The sequence below is a fragment of the Salinisphaera sp. RV14 genome (genome assembly GCF_052044135.1).
GTDB lineage: Bacteria > Pseudomonadota > Gammaproteobacteria > Nevskiales > Salinisphaeraceae > Salinisphaera.
In genome coordinates this window covers 157,996-173,514 of sequence record NZ_JBQDYF010000004.1, presented here as the reverse complement: position 1 = coordinate 173,514, position 15,519 = coordinate 157,996, and the positions used below count along the sequence as shown (strand labels likewise).

Genomic DNA, 15,519 nt, shown 5'->3' with positions numbered 1-15,519 from the left:
GGGCTCACCCTCGCGCATTCTGGGAACAAGCCGGTTCGGCCGCATCCGCGGCCCGCCGGCCCGGGGCCCGGCCGTGGCGATGACGGCGGCGCCAGCGGGCGACCGGCCGATCGACGACCCAGAATGCAGCCCAGGACAGCCCGAACGAAACCCCCAGTACGGCCAGCACATTGGCAGCCGACCCCTGCGGTCCCACGGGATGCATCTGAAAATACCAGATGGGCAGAAACTGCGCCAGAAACACGCCATACGCCAGATAGCCCAGCCGCACATCCCAGCGGTGAACCGGCAGCCGCCCCAGCCCGTGGATGGCGGCCATCCCCGCCACCAGCCCGATCAGTTCCTCGCGCAGATACGGTGCGCTCACATGCCCGGCCGCCCAGGCCACCGCCAGCGCGGCCACCACGGTTGCCGCCGCGCCCCACTGCAACGCTCGATCCCGGCGCCGGATCGCCGCCCCGAGCAGAAAGATGAACAGAATCCCCGGCAACAGCCGATAGCCCCAGGTATCGGTATTCACCAGCCCGCTGGCGGCCACCACAAACCAGCACGCGCTGACCGCAAACGCCGCCCGGAATGCACGCAGGCCGCGCAAAAGCCCCGGCGCCACCAGATAAAACTGCAACTCGGCGGCCAGCGACCAGGCCGGCGGAATGAAGGTCGCGTGCCCGATCCCGGTGAACATGAAAAAATTCAACGGAATGATGAACAGATTCTGCAGCAGCGTGGCCGCATCGACCGGCCCGCGCATATAACCGGCTCGATAGCCGGTGGCCCAGATAAACGCCCCCGCCAGCGCAAGGAACAGCAGATACGGCGGCACAATGCGCAGCGCGCGGTCGCGATAGAAGGCCCAGGTATCGCCCGGACGATCGAAATAGCGCAAAAACTGGTCGGCCATGATATAGCCCGCCAGCATGTAGAAAACCACCACCGACGCCACCCCGGGATTCAACCCGGCGAACAGCACGCCGCAATGGGACACGGCCACGAAGCTGGCCAGTACAAGGCGCAGAATACCGAACATTCCATCAATATTAGAGCCTGTTGCCGTCTCGCGCGAGCCTGCAAATGAAACCACAGCAAGCCTCTGGGGCAACCGGCCGGTCATCCAGACGCGCACAACCCATACCGACGTCGGCAGTCGCCTGCCGCAGCGCATGTACAATCACGCGCTAAGCCGCAGCCCGACCGACTCAACCGCATGGCGCACAACGCGATCGACTCCACGCTGGCCAGGTCGCCGACCGCGCCCCTCCGGTCGCGGGCACCCGCCGCCTCATCCGGGCACGCCATGGCCGGTTTCGGCCTGCTGGAAGCCATCGTCTCGCTGGCCTTGATCAGCGTCGGCGCGATGGCCGCCTACGACTGGATCAACACCAATCTCATCAGTGTCGGCCGAATCCAGGATGTCGCCCGCAAGACCGAAGCGAAAAACAACATCCTCGGCTATCTCGACAATCTCAACCCCATGCAGCAGGGCAGCGGCCAACAGGCGTTCCTGCATTACCGTATCCGTTGGCAAAGCAAACCCGTGGCGCCACCGCGCGACCAGGTCAACAGTGCCAGCGGCACCGGCCTGTACCAGGTCGCGCTCTACCGCGTGAGCGTCGCGGTATCACGCCCCCAGCAGGGCCACTGGTTCAGCATGTCCTGGACCCAGATCGGCTACAAACAGGTCCGCAAGGCACGCGGGCCGCTGTCCTGAAGATGGCAGCCGGAGGCACCGCCATGCGTGGCTTCACCCTGATAGAAATGCTGGTCGCCCTCGTGCTGACGACATTGATCACAACCCTGATCATGCAGGGCATGAGCTATCTCTGGCGCATGCAGTCTCACTACGACCAGGTCATGATCAACGCCTCCCAGCGCGACATGCACGCCGCCTGGTGGCGCCAGAGCGTGCACGACATCATCGCCACTCGCAGCGACAACCCCCACCGCTTTACCGGCAACGCCCACCAGTTCTCCGGCCTGAGCCTTGACGTACCGGGCCAGATCCCCGGCATGCCCGGCGCCGTGCACTGGAAGATCGCGCCTCAGCACGGCCACGACGAACTGCTCGGCAATGGCCTACACATCCTGCAGCTGCCGTCGGGCAGTCGCTTCGTGTATCTGGACAGTGCGCGCAAGGCCCATGCGCAGTGGTCGCCGCAGGCCTCGGCCCCGCCGCTGCCCCACGTCATCGTCATCAAGAAAGACGATGCCGTGGTCTGGGCCGCCTCGGTGCAACAGCCCCAGCGCCGACCGCTGCCGATATCCGCCGGGCCAAACGGCAACAACAACGGCGGCGGGTTCGTGCCATGAACACGGCACGCAGCCAGCAGGAAGGCTATGTGCTGCTGATGACCCTGGTGTTTCTTAGCGTCATCACGCTCACCGTCGGCTATTTCCAGCACAAGGTCGGCGAAGCCCGCCACCTTGTCGCCAACGCCCGCGACAAGACCGAACACCACATGGCGATGCACTCCGAGCTCAATACCATGCTCTATCGGCTCGCCGTGGTCCGCCCCACGCGCGAGGGCATCGGCAAGCCGCCGAATATCATGCGCGTGGACAACCGCGCCTACGTCGACCACAGCACCGGCGTGCAGGTGCGACTCATGGACGCCCGCGGCCTGATCAGCCTGCGCTACCCCAGCCGCGAACGCCTGCAACGGCTGCTCGGCGAATACGGCCTGCCGGTCGATCAGCAGAGCCAGTTCTACGATGCCCTCAAGGACTACACCGACCCCGACAACCTCCGCCGAATCAACGGCGCGGAAAAACCCCAGTACCTGGCCCGCCACATGGCCCCGCCCAGCAACCGGCCGCTGCGCAGCGTGCTCGAACTGCGCCGGGTGTATGGCTGGGCAAGCCAATCGCAACTCGTCGACAACCCCGACTTCATGCAGCTGTTCACCATCATGCCCGTGCCCGGCATCAACCCCAACGCAGCGCCCATCCCCGTGTTGGCCACTTTGCCCCGCGTGGACCGCCAGCTGGCCAAACGGCTGGTCAACTATCGCCAGAACCAGCCGCTCGGCATCGGCATCATGGGTCAGCTCACCGGCCTGAGCGCCATGCAGATGCAATTCACGGTGTTCCCGTTCCCCTCCAAGTTCTTCCGCATCACACTCTCCTGCGGTTCTTGTTTGGTTCCGGCCATGCAATACAATGTCGCGCTTACGCCCTCGAGCAGCCACGCCCCGTGGGACTTCGCGTCGGTGAGACGACTGGATGCCAGAAAGCCCAAAAGCCCTCCGCAACCGCTTCCGAAAGTGGTTCCCTTCAAGCCTGTTTCGGCCGGCGCGCTTTCTCCGTAGCCGCGCGGGCACCGAGCGCCTGCGCCGCGGCCTGCTCGGCCGCGAGATGCTGCTCGCGCGCGAGCTGATCCACTTCGAATACCTGTCGTTTCCGGCCGAGATCACCGCGGCCCAGCGCAACAAGGCGCTCGCGCTCAAGATCCAGGCCGGCAGCCCTTATGCCCGCACCGGCCACGTCGCCCTGTGGGACGGCAACGCCGCGCAAGTCTGGTTCTGGGATCAGGCCCGTGTCAGCGACATCAAGCGCGCCGTGGTGCTGCCCGAAACCCTGGCCCATCCGCCGCGCGCCGATGGCGTGCGCCTGCTCGCCCTGTCCACCGGCTACGAAGCCCAGGTCTGGCAGCGCGGCGCATTGCGCGCCAGCCGGTTCTGGCCCGAGCCGCCGGCGCGCGCGGCCTGGCAGGCCTTCATCCGCCGCGCCGGGCAATCGGCCAGCGCGCCGGCCGAGCCGCCCGCCGCCGAAACGCCAAGCTGGCTGGAGCGCCCCTATGCCCGCGGCGCCGGCAACGAACTCGGCCAGCTGCGCGCCCAGACCGGCAAGCTCTGGATTGCCGGCTTCGCCGTGCTCGCTCTCGCGCTCGCCTGGCAAGGCACGCGCTATTTCAAATACCAGGGCCTGCAGCATCAACTCCAACAGCATATTGAAGCGCTGCGCCAGCAAAGCCAGCCGCTCATCCGGGCCCGCGCCCAGGCCCGCTCTCGCCTGCAAAAGGTCCAGACCCTGCAGCAACATCTCGACCAGCCCTCGCCGCTGGTTATCATCGATGATCTGCTCAAGACCATGCCGCAGAATGTCCATATCGAGCACTTCAACCTCTCCGGCAACACGGTCAAAGTGCTGTTCTCCGGCCAGAAACTGCTCAACACCGCCAAGATCGTCGGCCGCATCCAGACCCTGCCCTACGTGGCCAGCGTGAACACCGGGGACGCCCGCAACGGTCAGCTTCAGCTCACCATCGGGCTCGCCTCATGAATCTCGGCGACCCACTCAGCGACCAGCTCAAGGCCCAGCTCCGCCAGGTCCGCGAACACCCGTGGCTCGGTCAGGCCCTACTGGCCATCGCGGCCATCATGCTGCTCTACAGCGTGCTCACCCTGGCCGACACCAACCAGCAGATCGCCCAGCAATGCAAGCAGCTCGAAGCGCGCGCCGAGCGCATCGCCCAGATCGCCGATCAGAAGCAATGGCGCAAGCGGCGCCAGCAGGTCAGCTCGCGGCTGTCGCAACTGCAGAGTCAACTGTGGCAGGCGCCCACCCCCGCGCTCGCCCAGGCCAACCTGCAGGACAAGCTCAACATGCTCGTCCGCCAGAACAACCTCAAGAACGCCCGCCTGCAGGTGGGTCAGCTCATGGCCGTGCCCAACGCCGACTTCCGGCGCATCAAGGCGCAGCTCGACTTCAAATTCGACCCGAACACCCTGCCCACCGTACTCGCACGGCTCGCCGGCATGCAGCCGCAGGTGATCTTCGACGGGCTCGAATTCCACGATCAGCCCGACTCGCGCGTCACCCTCGGCCTGTTGTTCTATTTCCGCGGCCAGGGCCAGAACCCGAACAATAACCAGAGCAACAACCCGAACGGCAACCCGAGCAACGCCCCGTCGACGGATACCGACAATGGATAGAGCGCGCGCTTCACGCTATCTGCTGATCGGCCTGCTCGCGGTGGCGGTGATCTGGGGCATGTGGCTCGTGCCCGTGCCCCAGCCGAGCGGCGGCGACGCGGCCGGCGGCGCCGGCGATTGGCATCTGGCCCCGATCGCGCCACCCGCCGACCCCAAGAAACTCGCCACCCGACTGGCCCAACGCCAGGGCTGGGGCAGTCCCGCCGGCAGCGCTGGCGGCGGCAACGGCGCACAGGCCGGCAGCGCTAACCACAGCGGCCACAACAGCGCGAAACAGACCGCCACGCACAGCACCATTCTCGGCATCACCAGTGTCGACGGCCAGCCGCGGGTGGTCCTCATGCACAAAGACCAGGTCGATACCTACGGCCCGGGCGACAGCCTGCCCGACGGCCGCCGCATACAAGCCATCCACGGCCTCGAAATTACCCTTGCCCCGGCGCCGGACAACAAGAACAGCAAGGCCAACGCGGGCGCCCAGGGCAAAAGCAAGAGCCACAACCAGGGCCAGAGCCAGGACAAGAACGGCAACGGTGCGGCGCGAACCCAGACCCTGCACCTGTTCCCCTACGACAAGAGCCATCTCGGCATGCCGAAAACCAGCCCGGACCACAACGCCCCCAACGCCGGCTAAAACGCCCCGCGGCCATTGGCCGCGCTGTGCGGGGTTGCCTTCCTTCAGTGACCTTTCTTGCGCAAACAAGAAAGGCGACGCACGCATCATCGCGCAACCCGCGCCCGATCAAGGATTTTCACAAGCGACAGAATAATCGAGACCGCTCACCGCAACCGCGTACAACAACGGGAATGATAAAGTGTGTCGCTTCGCGACCCCTCTGCCCATCCTCAGCCCGAGCATCCGCTCCATGACGACACAGCTTGCGCGCCCCTTCCTGACGCATGTTCTCGCCCTGCTTTGCCCGCTGGCCCTGCTGCTCGGCGGCTGCTCCATTACCACCCCCATGCACATCCCCAAGCCGGTTCAGCCGAAGCAGAGCCAGGCCAAAACGGGGAGCGAGCAGTTGCGTGCGGGGAATCAGGAAAAACCGCAGACCAAGGTCCAGGCCACCCCGCAGGTGCCCTCGGCGGCCTACGCGGGCAGCGGCGCCTCGCCCCGGGCCCAGCTGCGGAACATGCTGCAACACGGCCCCGGCCAGTCCGGCGCGCAGACCCCGCAGCAGCCCAGCCAGGGCCAGGGCCAGAGCCAGGGCAAAAACCAGAATCAGAACAACAACGCCGGCTCACAGACCCACCAGGTCACCAAGATTCCGGCCCAGGGCGGCCAGCCGGCGCGCTACAAGATCAGCTTCGATCAAATGCCGCTGCCGGGCTTCATTCAGTACGTGCTGGGCGACCTGCTCAACTTCAACCTGTATGTCGCGCCCCGGGTCGCGCAGGACAAGAACAAGGTGGTCACCCTGCGCGCCGACCACCCCGTCACCAGGGCCCAGCTCATCGCCACCACCCGCACCGTGCTCAACAGCTTCGGCCTGGCCCTGGTCCAGGACGGCCAGCTCTACCGCGTCATGCCCAGCAAGGACGTCAAGAACGTGGCGCCCAAGTATCTGCGCAACCAGAACGAAGCCAGCACCCCGACGGACCTGCGCCCGGTATTCCATTACATCAAACTGCAGAACGCTGATTTCCAGAACGTCTATCAGACCCTCAACAGCCTGCTCAAGGGCCAGCAGGTTCAGATCTATCCGCAGCGCAGCCAGAATTCGCTCATTCTCTATGGCCAGCGCGCGGATGTGCAGAATGCGCTCGACGCCGTGCACCTGCTCGATCAACCGCGCATGCAGGGCACGCAGGGGCGCATGATCAGCCTGGCCTATCTGCAACCCAAGACCTTGGCCGACAAACTCGGCAAGGTTCTCAGCTCCGAAGGCTATGCCGTCGGCGGCGAGTCCAGCCAGGGTAACGGGCCCGGCGCCATCTCGCTCATCCCGGTGCCGTCCTCCGGCAGCATCATCCTGCTCTCGCCCAACCACAAGCTGCTCCAGCACGCCGTGGCCTGGGTCCACAAGCTCGACTCGCCCGGCCAGCGCAGCGGCAACAAGGGCCTGTATGTCTACCGCGTGAAAAACGCCAACGCCACCGCGCTCGCCCGCACCGTCAGCCAGTTTTTCGGCGGCAGCGGCGGCAGCGGCAGCGGCAACCAGGGCTCGCCCGGCGGGCTCACCCTCAGCGGCACCGCCGGCACCGAAACCACCAGCGGCGGCACGGGCGGCATGTCGAACGGCCCCGGGGGCAACAACAGCAATGGCGGCTTCAATAACGGCAACAACAACAACGGTAATGGCAACAACGGCAACGGCAATCGCAACAACAACGGCGGCAGCCAGCCCCGCGTTTTCGGCAAGGACATCGTGGTCAACGTGCCGACCAACAGCATCATCTTTCGCGGCAGCGCCCAGGACTTCCAGCAACTGCGCAGCCTGCTGCAGGAGCTCGACCAGCCCGAACGCCAGGTCCTGATCGAAGTCACCATCGCCGAGGTGGACCTCAACAACACCCAGCAGACCGGCATCTCCTGGGCCCTCGGTGCCGCCGACATCGGCAATGCCGTGCTCAAGGGCGGCACCCTCGGCGGCCTCAGCGTGCCCGCCAACAGCGGCATCAACTTCTCCGTGCTCAACAACAGCGGCGCCACCCGCGCGCTGATCGAGGCGCTCGCCACCAACAGCCATGCCCGTATCCTGTCCACCCCGCGCATCATGGCCCTCAACGGCCATCAGGCCTTCATCAACGTCGGCAACTCGGTGCCCGTGCTCACCTCGCAGCAGACCTCCAACACCCAGATCAACGGCAGCAGCAGCATCCTGCAGAGCATCCAGTACGTCGATACCGGCGTCATCCTGAGTGTCACCCCGGTCATCCACGGCCAGGGTGATGTCGACATGCAGGTCAAACAGGAAGTCAGCAACGCCAACTCCACCAACACCGGCGTCAGCAACAGCCCCACCATCCAGAAGCGCACGGTGCAGACGGACCTGTCCGCCCCCAACGGCGACACCGTGGTGCTCGGCGGGCTGATCAAGCGCAACCAGAGCACCTCCAACAGCGGCGTGCCCCTGCTCAAGGACCTGCCCGGGATCGGCGCCCTGTTCCGCACCCGCAACCAGAGCGACGACCGCACCGAGCTGCTCGTGTTGCTGACGCCGCACATCCTGAGCCATGCCAGTGGCCTGCAGTCGGTCACCCAGGCCTTGCGCAATCGCTTCCCGGGCCTGTCGCAATAAGCCCCGGCGGGCATGGTCCGTCGGGCCGGTCCGCCGCCGGCCGGTGGCCGGCCGTATTGCCGGCGCCCCCTGTGGTTTGCCGCGGCTCGACCGTCCATCGCAAAAACAGGGCCCTGGGGCGCATTTTTGTTGACACCCTTTCCCGCAGGTCCCTACACTTGGTCCGCATCGTCCCGGACCATGGCGCTCTCGTCATCGCGGTTTTGGGGGGATGTTGTCGACAAGGACGAGAGACGTCTCATATCCGTTTCAATGGAGAGAAACCAGATGTATTTTCCTAAAAAGAGTGCCGTGGCGCTTGCGGTTGCTGCTACGTTTGTGGGCGGTGCGTTCACGACCGCGTTCGCGGGCACCGCTAGTTCGACTTACAATACTTATGCGACCGAGGCGGCAACCGCTGGCAACTTGGGGAAAGTAGCCAGCCCGAGCTTGGGGTATCAGCCGAATCAGGTGATCGCAAGCGGCTCAACGTTCACGATCTACATCAAGCTGACCGGCGGGGCGACCTGGGACAGCACGGCCGCAGGCACTATTTCGGGTAGTGGCAACGCGACCTACGGAGGCAACGCGGACTTATCAGGTGAGGCCGTTAGTTCAGACGGATCGGTGTTGGCTCTTACGTTCACTGCATCCGCAGGCTATGGCCAACAGTCGGTTTTCAGCTTGAGTTCAGTAACCAACCTGGTCGACTTGTCGAACGCGACGGCGCTGCAGACAGCGGGCGGCAAGATCACCGCAGATTTCGCGTTTGCCAACGGGGCAGCGACGAGTCCGGTGAGCTACCCGTCCAGCCCGATTGACTCGGCATCCGGCACCGTTGCGGATTCGCAGCAGGCGATTCAGATTAATGTCGTGAGCAGTGGCGATGCTGCGTTCACGAGTTCGACCGGCTCCGTCAAGGCAGCTAACCAAGAGTCGGCCCAGATCGACGTGAGTGCCAAACCGCCTCTTAGCGACGTAACAGGCGGCCTCAGCGCTTCTAATGTTGATTTCGGTGCCTTCTATCTCACGAACACCCCAGGCATCCAGTTGAACGGCAGTGGCGCTGACTACACCGTTGCAAACGGACTGGGTAAGGCCAACATCACGCTGTCCGGTAACTTCTTGACCAATAAGCAGGAGACGCTGTCGCTCAACACCGGTGCGGGCTGCGCCAGTGGTACTGCTGTTGGCACTGCTGTTACCCCGAGCAAGGCTTCGAGCGTAGACCTGACCCTCCCGTCCGGTACCGTGGCCGCGGAAAAGATCCCGGTCTTTTTCTGTATGGCGGTTGACAACTCGGTTAGCAATCCCGTGCAGCTTCCGACCACCCAGCCGAATGTGACGACGCTGCAAATCCTCGACCAGACTGCCACCACGAAGGTTGTGGACTCGCTGTCCTCGCCGGCGTCGCTGTATAACCTGCAGGAGAACGGTGCGTCGATTAACCTGCTGAATTACGTCCCGGCTGCCGCCGCGCCGTACATGACCTATACACGTCTGGCGAACAATGGCAGCGTCAGCGCGCCGATCACGGTCACGCTGAAGGGCCAGGACGGCAGCACGCTGGGTAGCGGAACCCTGGGTACGCTGGCCGCGGGCGCGTCGCAGACCTACTCGGCTACGCAAGTCGAGAATGCTGCTGGTGTGTCGCTCACTGCAAGCCAGCGGCCCCAGGTTCAGCTGACCGCTCCGACCACGAAGCTGAATGCACAAAGCTACTTGGGTGACGGCAACGGCGGCTTCACCAACATGACGTCGGACAAGTAGAACGATGCTGTTGAAGCATTGATGCGGTTTCCGCATTCGGTGGCTTGAAAAGGCCACTTCTTAAAGGCGCTCTTCGGAGCGCCTTTTTTTATTCCAACTCGCCACGCCCTTGCCTCGGGGGCCAATAGGGACCAGACCACGTTTTCTCGCTCCGTCCCGAGCCGCCGTTCTATTTCCACGGTAGGCGCTGCAGGGACAATAGGGGACAGACCACGTTTTCTGACCCGAAGAAAACGTGGTCTGTCCCCGTTTTCTGGGCTATCGAGATCGCGTTGCGGATGAACTTCTTCATACAAGGTCAACGCGCGCCCCTGGCGGGGAATCGACGCCCGCAATAACTGCCATTGGCCATCCCGTGCCAGCTCGCTCCAATCAACGATAATGACCGGTCGATCACGCGACAACGGGCTCTGCGCCGTGCTGCGATAGATCGCCCGACGATGCGCTTGCATCGAACGATTGCTGAGCCATCGATCCAGTCGTTCGAGCGGTGGCGCAATCTGGCGAGAATCGGGCCCCGTGGCGCGCCAAGGCCATCAGCGTCAGGCGTCGAGCGTTTAGACCGGCACAGACCGCTTCGGATGCGGCCTGAACGTTACGCTGATCCAAACGGGAAAAGACAGACGCGAGCCACGTCTGCAACACTGCACTGGCGTGCATGGCGACCTTCGCATTTTGGTCGATACGAAGGGCATCATCCGTCATGCACGCGCTTCCGGCCTACCCCAAAGAAGCGATAACTTGCTGTCGATAAAGTGATGGTTGCGGGGGAACCTCGGGGACACAGCTCAGCGCTCCTTATCCTGGTCGTATTTTAGCGAGTGAGTGGATTTGCCCCTATCGCCGGATCAGAGGTTGTGCGTATTCGCCCTGCTACGGCGCAGGAAGAGGCAGAGGACCAACAAGCCAACGCCGAATCCGAACAATGGCAATATCGGAGGCTCCGGTACGGCGGCGACATTCGAAGCGGCATTGAACACAACTGAGCCCGGGAGAGTGCTGCTGGCCGAGCTGAGATCGCCGGGGCACGTTGGATCAATCGGATATGTCTCACAGTAGCTCTGTGCAGAACCACCCCCGAAGTTCACCTTGAACGTTCCCAAACCCGAGAATACGAATGTGAGAGGCGTCGAATTGGTCAGACTTGCGTAAGTTCGGAACAACGTCGGGTTACTCGGCCCACCTCCGTCGACTCCCCGCCTGGTGTAGGACAGCGCGCCTGACTGAGACAAGGCCTGAGGGCTTGCGGACACCGATCCAGAACTCAGAGTTACTGACCGGGTCGCCATGAAATTCCAGGCGGATCCCTCGCTCCTGGCGCCAGACTGGCTGGTTGGAGCGCTCAGAGTGAATGGCGTGCTGAATTTCCAAGTCCCGCCGTCACTCAGGTTGGCACTGGCGGTGAACGTAGGAATATTGAACGTGAAGCCATTCCAACCGACGGTAAATGCGCTGACATCAAGTTTCAACGGGGTCGCCTGGGCACCGCTGCCGAAGCCTAGCGCCAAAACGATGGCGACAGACAGCGCAGTGAGATACTTGTTTGGACATTTCATCGAATGCTTCTCCCGTTCCAGTTCGTAATATATCGAGGTGCGCGTGCATCGGCCGAATAGGGGCGGAAGAGCGTCGGGTCCGCCCCGTGACGGAGGTCGCGTGCATTAGTGCGGTTTGAGCAGATTCCGTGCCAGATAATCATTTCACGCAATTTCAATTATTTAGATAGCTTTATACGGGCATGAACATAAAACTGTAATGCCGTTCGACAGTTTTTCCTAGAAAACTCCCATATCAGCCACGTCGCTGCCTTCAATTAATTTTTTTAACAAAAAAATCCAAAACTTATGGCAGTGAATTCGATTGTAAAATTTTTCGACAATGGGCGCGTGAGAATCACGTCTAGCGAAACAGATAATAAATAGGGGACATATGCCGGCCCGCCGCTCTATTTCCACGGCAGGGCTGCAGCACTCGGCCGCGTACGCACCTACGCGTCCCGGGCGGAGCCCGCCGCGCACGGCCTTCGATTTTCCCGGGGTCGAGGCGCGCCGCGGCAGCCCTGTTTGGCCTGTGCTTGCCTGCGCCGTGCAACCGGGCCCAGACGCCGGGCTCTGCGAGCCTGACCATTACATAAATGCGCGCAATCTGACTCTGTGGCTAAACGCCCCCTGTCACCCGCCCCGGGCCGCCCGATGGCGGCCCAGGCTTGGCAAAACGAACCAGATACGGCACGATTTCGCACATGACGTCGAATCGATCGAAACAAGCCGTCAACCGCGCTTTCGACGCGGCCTGGCGATGGCGGGTGCAGCTCTGGCGGGGTTGATGCCCACACCCGTTGCGGCGCGCGTTGTCGCGCCGCCTGTTTGTCAATATCCGATCGATTGATGCGCCATGTCCGATTCCGTCTCCTACGAGGCTTCGCTACTCGCCCGGCGTGAACCGCTGGTGGTCGAGGCGCTGGCCGATCTCGACACGCCGCTGTCGACTTATCTGAAAGTCGCCGATGCGCCCTATTCCTTCCTGCTGGAATCCGTGCAGGGCGGCGAGCGCTGGGGCCGTTATTCCATCATCGGCCTGCCGGCCACCGAGCGTATTCGCGTGCGCGGCAGAACGCTCGTGCACGAAACCGATGACGGCATCATCGAGACACTCGAGACCGCCGATCCGCTGGCCTGGATCCAGGCGTTCAACGATGCCCGCCCGCTGCCGCGGTTGCCCGAACTGCCGCGCCTGACCGGCGGTCTGGTCGGCTATTTCGGCTACGACACGATTCGCTATATCGAGCCGCGTCTGGCCGGCGGCGGGCAGGACAAGGACGATCCGCTGGATCTGCCCGATATTCTGTTGCTGGTGGCCGAGGAGCTGGTCATCTTCGACAATCTCTCGGGCAAGCTCTATGTCGTGGCTCACTATCTGGAAGGCGATGCCGGGGACCGGGCCCGGGTGGAGACCCGGATCGAGGCCATTCTGGATGCGCTGGATGCCCCCCTGCCGCAGGCGGCGGCACGTACCGGCACCGAGGGCGCGGCAATCGATCCCGGGGTCGACCGGGCAATCGACCCCGCCATCGACAATGGCCGTTTCGTCTCCGGGCTGACCCAGGCCGGCTACGAGGACGCGGTGCGCCGGATTCGCGACTACACCCAGGCCGGCGACGTGATGCAGGTGGTGCCCAGCCAGCGCCTGTCGGCGCCCTTCAACGCGGAACCGATGTCGCTTTATCGGGCGCTGCGTAGCCTGAATCCGTCGCCGTACATGTTCTATTTCAACTTCGACGATCACCACGTGGTGGGCGCGTCGCCGGAGATTCTGGTGCGCGCGATGGACGGCGAGGTCACGGTGCGCCCGATCGCCGGCACCCGCAAGCGCGGCCTGACCCCGGCCGAGGACGAAGCCCTGGCCGAGGAATTGCTGCAAGACCCGAAAGAGATCGCCGAGCACCTGATGCTGATCGATCTGGGCCGCAACGATGTCGGCCGGGTGGCGACGCCGGGCACGGTCAAGCTGACCGAGCGCATGGCGATCGAGCGTTATTCGCACGTCATGCATATCGTGTCGAACGTCACCGGCAAGCTCAGAGACGATCTGACGCCCATGGATGCGCTGCGGGCGGCGTTCCCGGCCGGCACGCTCTCGGGCGCCCCCAAGATCCGGGCGATGGAGATCATCGACGAGATCGAGCCGGTCAAGCGCGGCGTCTACGGCGGCGCGGTGGGCTATCTGGCCGGCAACGGCAGCATGGATCTGGCGATCGCGATCCGCACCGCGGTGATCAAGAACGGCGAGATCCATGTCCAGGCCGGCGGCGGCATCGTCGCCGACTCGCAGCCCACCACGGAGTGGGAAGAGACGATGAACAAGGCCCGCGCGGTGATGAAGGCCGCGGCCCTGGCCGAGCAGGGGCTGGGGACGCGGCGCCGTGTTGGCCACAAGGGGGAGCGCTCGTCATGATCCTGATGCTCGATAACTACGATTCGTTCACCTACAACCTCGTGCAGTATCTGGGCGAGCTCGACGCCGAAGTGCATGTGGTGCGCAACGACGAAATCACGGTCGCGGAGATCGAGCGCATGGCGCCGGCCGGCGTGGTGGTCTCGCCCGGGCCCTGCGGGCCGGAAGAGGCGGGCGTGTCGATCGAGCTGATCCAGCGCATGGCCCATCGCCTGCCGATCTTCGGCGTGTGTCTCGGTCATCAGGCGCTGGGGCGGGCGTTCGGCGCGACGGTCACGCGTGCCCGCCAGGTCATGCACGGCAAGACCTCCACCATCCGCCATACCGGGCGTGGCGTGTTCGAGAATCTGGCGGATCGGCTGACCGCGACCCGCTATCACTCGTTGATCGTGGCCCGCGACGGCCTGCCGGCCGATTTCGAGATCACCGCCTGGACCGAAACCGCCGACGGCGAGATGGACGAAATCATGGGGCTCATCCATACCCCCACCGGCGCCGAGGGCGTGCAGTTCCATCCCGAATCCATCCTTTCGGATCACGGCCACGCGATGCTGCACACCTTCCTCAAGCGCTGCGGCGAGTTGAAGGCCGACCCGGCATGATCGACGCGCCCCTGCTGGACGATATCGCGCGCGGCCGGGATCTGGCGCCCGAGCGCATGGCCGCGGCCATGCGCTCGATCATGACCGGCGGCGCCACCCCGGCCCAGATCGGCGCGTTCCTCATGGGCCTGCGCATGAAGGGCGAATCGATCGACGAAATCGCCGCCGCCGCGGCCGTCATGCGCGAACTGGCCACCGATGTGCCGGTGGCGCCCGACATCGCCGAAACACTGGTCGACACCTGCGGCACCGGCGGCGACGGCTCGGGGTTGTTCAATGTCTCCACCGCGGCGGCGTTCGTGGCCGCCGCTGCCGGCGGGCATGTCGCCAAGCACGGCAACCGCTCGGTTTCGAGCAAGTCCGGCAGCGCCGACCTGCTGGAAGCCGCCGGCCTGAACCTGGAGACCACGGCCGACGAAGTCGCCGCCTGCATTCGTCAACTCGGCGTCGGCTTCATGTTCGCCCCGGCCCATCACGGCGCGATGAAACACGCGGTCGGCGTACGCCGCGAACTCGGTATCCGCACGCTGTTCAATCTGCTCGGGCCGCTGACCAACCCCGCCGGCGCGCGCAACCAGATCATGGGCGTGTTCAACGGCCATCTGTGCGAGCCGCTGGCCCAGGTGCTCGGCAAGCTCGGCAGCCGGCATGTGATGATTGTGCATGGCGAGGACGGCCTCGACGAACTGTCGATCAACGCGCCGACCCGGGTCGCCGAGCTGCGCGACGGCGACGTCGTCAGCTACAAGATCGCACCGGAGGATGTCGGCCTGGAACGCGGCTCGCTCGATACGCTGCGCGTGACCAGTGCGGCCGAATCCCTGGCGGTGATCGAAAAAGCGTTCGCCGGCCAGTTCGACCTGGCGGCCGATATCATTGCCTTCAATGCCGGCGCGGCGCTTTACGTCGGCGGCCAATCGCCGAATCTGGCGGCCGGCGTGGCATTGGCGCGCGAGACCATCGCCAGCGGGGCCGCAGCACGACGTATGGCGGAAGTCGCCGCGTTTACCCGGGCACGCGCGGCGAGCGCCTGATCGCGGC

General features: G+C 64.3%; 13 protein-coding genes. 11 read left to right on the top strand and 2 right to left on the bottom strand.

Annotated elements, in window-relative coordinates:
• Positions 1-4: 4 nt before the first annotated feature.
• Positions 5-1,027, bottom strand: coding sequence for an acyltransferase family protein (locus ACS8Y6_RS06530; RefSeq protein WP_440851416.1), 1,023 nt, complete (start codon positions 1,025-1,027; stop codon positions 5-7).
• Between the two features lie 177 nt (positions 1,028-1,204).
• On the opposite strand from ACS8Y6_RS06530, the gene ACS8Y6_RS06525 reads away from it, so the two are divergent.
• The 8 genes from ACS8Y6_RS06525 to ACS8Y6_RS06490 all read left to right on the top strand — a co-directional run bounded on the left by ACS8Y6_RS06525 (position 1,205) and on the right by ACS8Y6_RS06490 (position 9,922).
• Positions 1,205-1,708 (top strand): type II secretion system protein, encoded by a 504-nt coding sequence (locus tag ACS8Y6_RS06525; protein WP_440851417.1) that lies wholly within the window; start codon positions 1,205-1,207, stop codon positions 1,706-1,708.
• Positions 1,709-1,731: 23 nt separating this feature from the next.
• Positions 1,732-2,307: a prepilin-type N-terminal cleavage/methylation domain-containing protein gene (locus ACS8Y6_RS06520; RefSeq protein ID WP_440851418.1), complete on the top strand. Its 576-nt coding sequence runs from the start codon at positions 1,732-1,734 to the stop codon at positions 2,305-2,307.
• Positions 2,308-2,345: 38 nt separating this feature from the next.
• Positions 2,346-3,305 carry a general secretion pathway protein GspK gene (locus ACS8Y6_RS06515; RefSeq protein ID WP_440851424.1) on the top strand — a complete coding sequence of 320 codons (960 nt, stop codon included), beginning with the start codon at positions 2,346-2,348 and terminating at the stop codon, positions 3,303-3,305.
• A 46-nt stretch (positions 3,306-3,351) separates the two neighbouring features.
• The gene (locus tag ACS8Y6_RS06510; protein WP_440855221.1) at positions 3,352-4,278 is read left to right on the top strand and encodes a hypothetical protein; all 927 of its coding nucleotides are present in this window, start codon (positions 3,352-3,354) and stop codon (positions 4,276-4,278) included.
• Complete coding sequence (gspM, locus tag ACS8Y6_RS06505; RefSeq protein ID WP_440851420.1) at positions 4,275-4,931, top strand: type II secretion system protein GspM; 657 nt, start codon at positions 4,275-4,277, stop codon at positions 4,929-4,931. The genes ACS8Y6_RS06510 and gspM overlap by 4 nt, the downstream gene beginning before the upstream one ends.
• A complete protein-coding gene (locus ACS8Y6_RS06500) occupies positions 4,924-5,565 on the top strand; it encodes a hypothetical protein (RefSeq protein ID WP_440851421.1) in 642 nt (213 codons plus the stop codon). The genes gspM and ACS8Y6_RS06500 overlap by 8 nt, the downstream gene beginning before the upstream one ends.
• Positions 5,566-5,797: 232 nt before the next feature.
• Positions 5,798-8,173 (top strand): type II secretion system secretin GspD, encoded by a 2,376-nt coding sequence (gene gspD, locus ACS8Y6_RS06495; RefSeq protein ID WP_440855220.1) that lies wholly within the window; start codon positions 5,798-5,800, stop codon positions 8,171-8,173.
• A gap of 180 nt (positions 8,174-8,353) precedes the next feature.
• Positions 8,354-9,922 (top strand): hypothetical protein, encoded by a 1,569-nt coding sequence (locus tag ACS8Y6_RS06490; protein WP_440855219.1) that lies wholly within the window; start codon positions 8,354-8,356, stop codon positions 9,920-9,922.
• 393 nt (positions 9,923-10,315) lie between these two features.
• Here ACS8Y6_RS06490 and ACS8Y6_RS06485 read toward each other — a convergent pair whose 3' ends face one another.
• A complete protein-coding gene (locus ACS8Y6_RS06485; RefSeq protein WP_440855218.1) occupies positions 10,316-10,627 on the bottom strand; it encodes a hypothetical protein in 312 nt (103 codons plus the stop codon).
• A gap of 1,689 nt (positions 10,628-12,316) precedes the next feature.
• On the opposite strand from ACS8Y6_RS06485, the gene trpE reads away from it, so the two are divergent.
• The 3 genes from trpE to trpD are packed head-to-tail and all read left to right on the top strand — an operon-like array spanning position 12,317 to position 15,512.
• On the top strand, positions 12,317-13,876 hold the full coding sequence (gene trpE, locus ACS8Y6_RS06480; protein ID WP_440855217.1) for an anthranilate synthase component I: 1,560 nt from the start codon (positions 12,317-12,319) through the stop codon (positions 13,874-13,876).
• Positions 13,873-14,478, top strand: a complete 606-nt coding sequence (locus ACS8Y6_RS06475) for an anthranilate synthase component II (protein WP_440851268.1) — start codon at positions 13,873-13,875, stop codon at positions 14,476-14,478. The genes trpE and ACS8Y6_RS06475 overlap by 4 nt, the downstream gene beginning before the upstream one ends.
• Complete coding sequence (gene trpD, locus ACS8Y6_RS06470) at positions 14,475-15,512, top strand: anthranilate phosphoribosyltransferase (protein WP_440855216.1); 1,038 nt, start codon at positions 14,475-14,477, stop codon at positions 15,510-15,512. The genes ACS8Y6_RS06475 and trpD overlap by 4 nt, the downstream gene beginning before the upstream one ends.
• Positions 15,513-15,519 lie beyond the last annotated feature (7 nt).

Bases quoted from the DNA above. Each gene is read 5' to 3' on its own strand.
- trpD (WP_440855216.1), top strand. From the start codon at position 14,475: ATGATCGACGCGCCCCTGCTGGACGATATCGCGCGCGGCCGGGATCTG.
- ACS8Y6_RS06490 (WP_440855219.1), top strand. From the start codon at position 8,354: ATGGCGCTCTCGTCATCGCGGTTTTGGGGGGATGTTGTCGACAAGGAC.
- ACS8Y6_RS06520 (WP_440851418.1), top strand. From the start codon at position 1,732: ATGCGTGGCTTCACCCTGATAGAAATGCTGGTCGCCCTCGTGCTGACG.
- trpE (WP_440855217.1), top strand. From the start codon at position 12,317: ATGTCCGATTCCGTCTCCTACGAGGCTTCGCTACTCGCCCGGCGTGAA.
- ACS8Y6_RS06510 (WP_440855221.1), top strand. From the start codon at position 3,352: ATGCTGCTCGCGCGCGAGCTGATCCACTTCGAATACCTGTCGTTTCCG.
- ACS8Y6_RS06475 (WP_440851268.1), top strand. From the start codon at position 13,873: ATGATCCTGATGCTCGATAACTACGATTCGTTCACCTACAACCTCGTG.
- gspD (WP_440855220.1), top strand. From the start codon at position 5,798: ATGACGACACAGCTTGCGCGCCCCTTCCTGACGCATGTTCTCGCCCTG.
- ACS8Y6_RS06530 (WP_440851416.1), bottom strand. From the start codon at position 1,027: ATGTTCGGTATTCTGCGCCTTGTACTGGCCAGCTTCGTGGCCGTGTCC.
- ACS8Y6_RS06500 (WP_440851421.1), top strand. From the start codon at position 4,924: ATGGATAGAGCGCGCGCTTCACGCTATCTGCTGATCGGCCTGCTCGCG.
- ACS8Y6_RS06485 (WP_440855218.1), bottom strand. From the start codon at position 10,627: ATGACGGATGATGCCCTTCGTATCGACCAAAATGCGAAGGTCGCCATG.
- gspM (WP_440851420.1), top strand. From the start codon at position 4,275: ATGAATCTCGGCGACCCACTCAGCGACCAGCTCAAGGCCCAGCTCCGC.
- ACS8Y6_RS06515 (WP_440851424.1), top strand. From the start codon at position 2,346: ATGACCCTGGTGTTTCTTAGCGTCATCACGCTCACCGTCGGCTATTTC.
- ACS8Y6_RS06525 (WP_440851417.1), top strand. From the start codon at position 1,205: ATGGCGCACAACGCGATCGACTCCACGCTGGCCAGGTCGCCGACCGCG.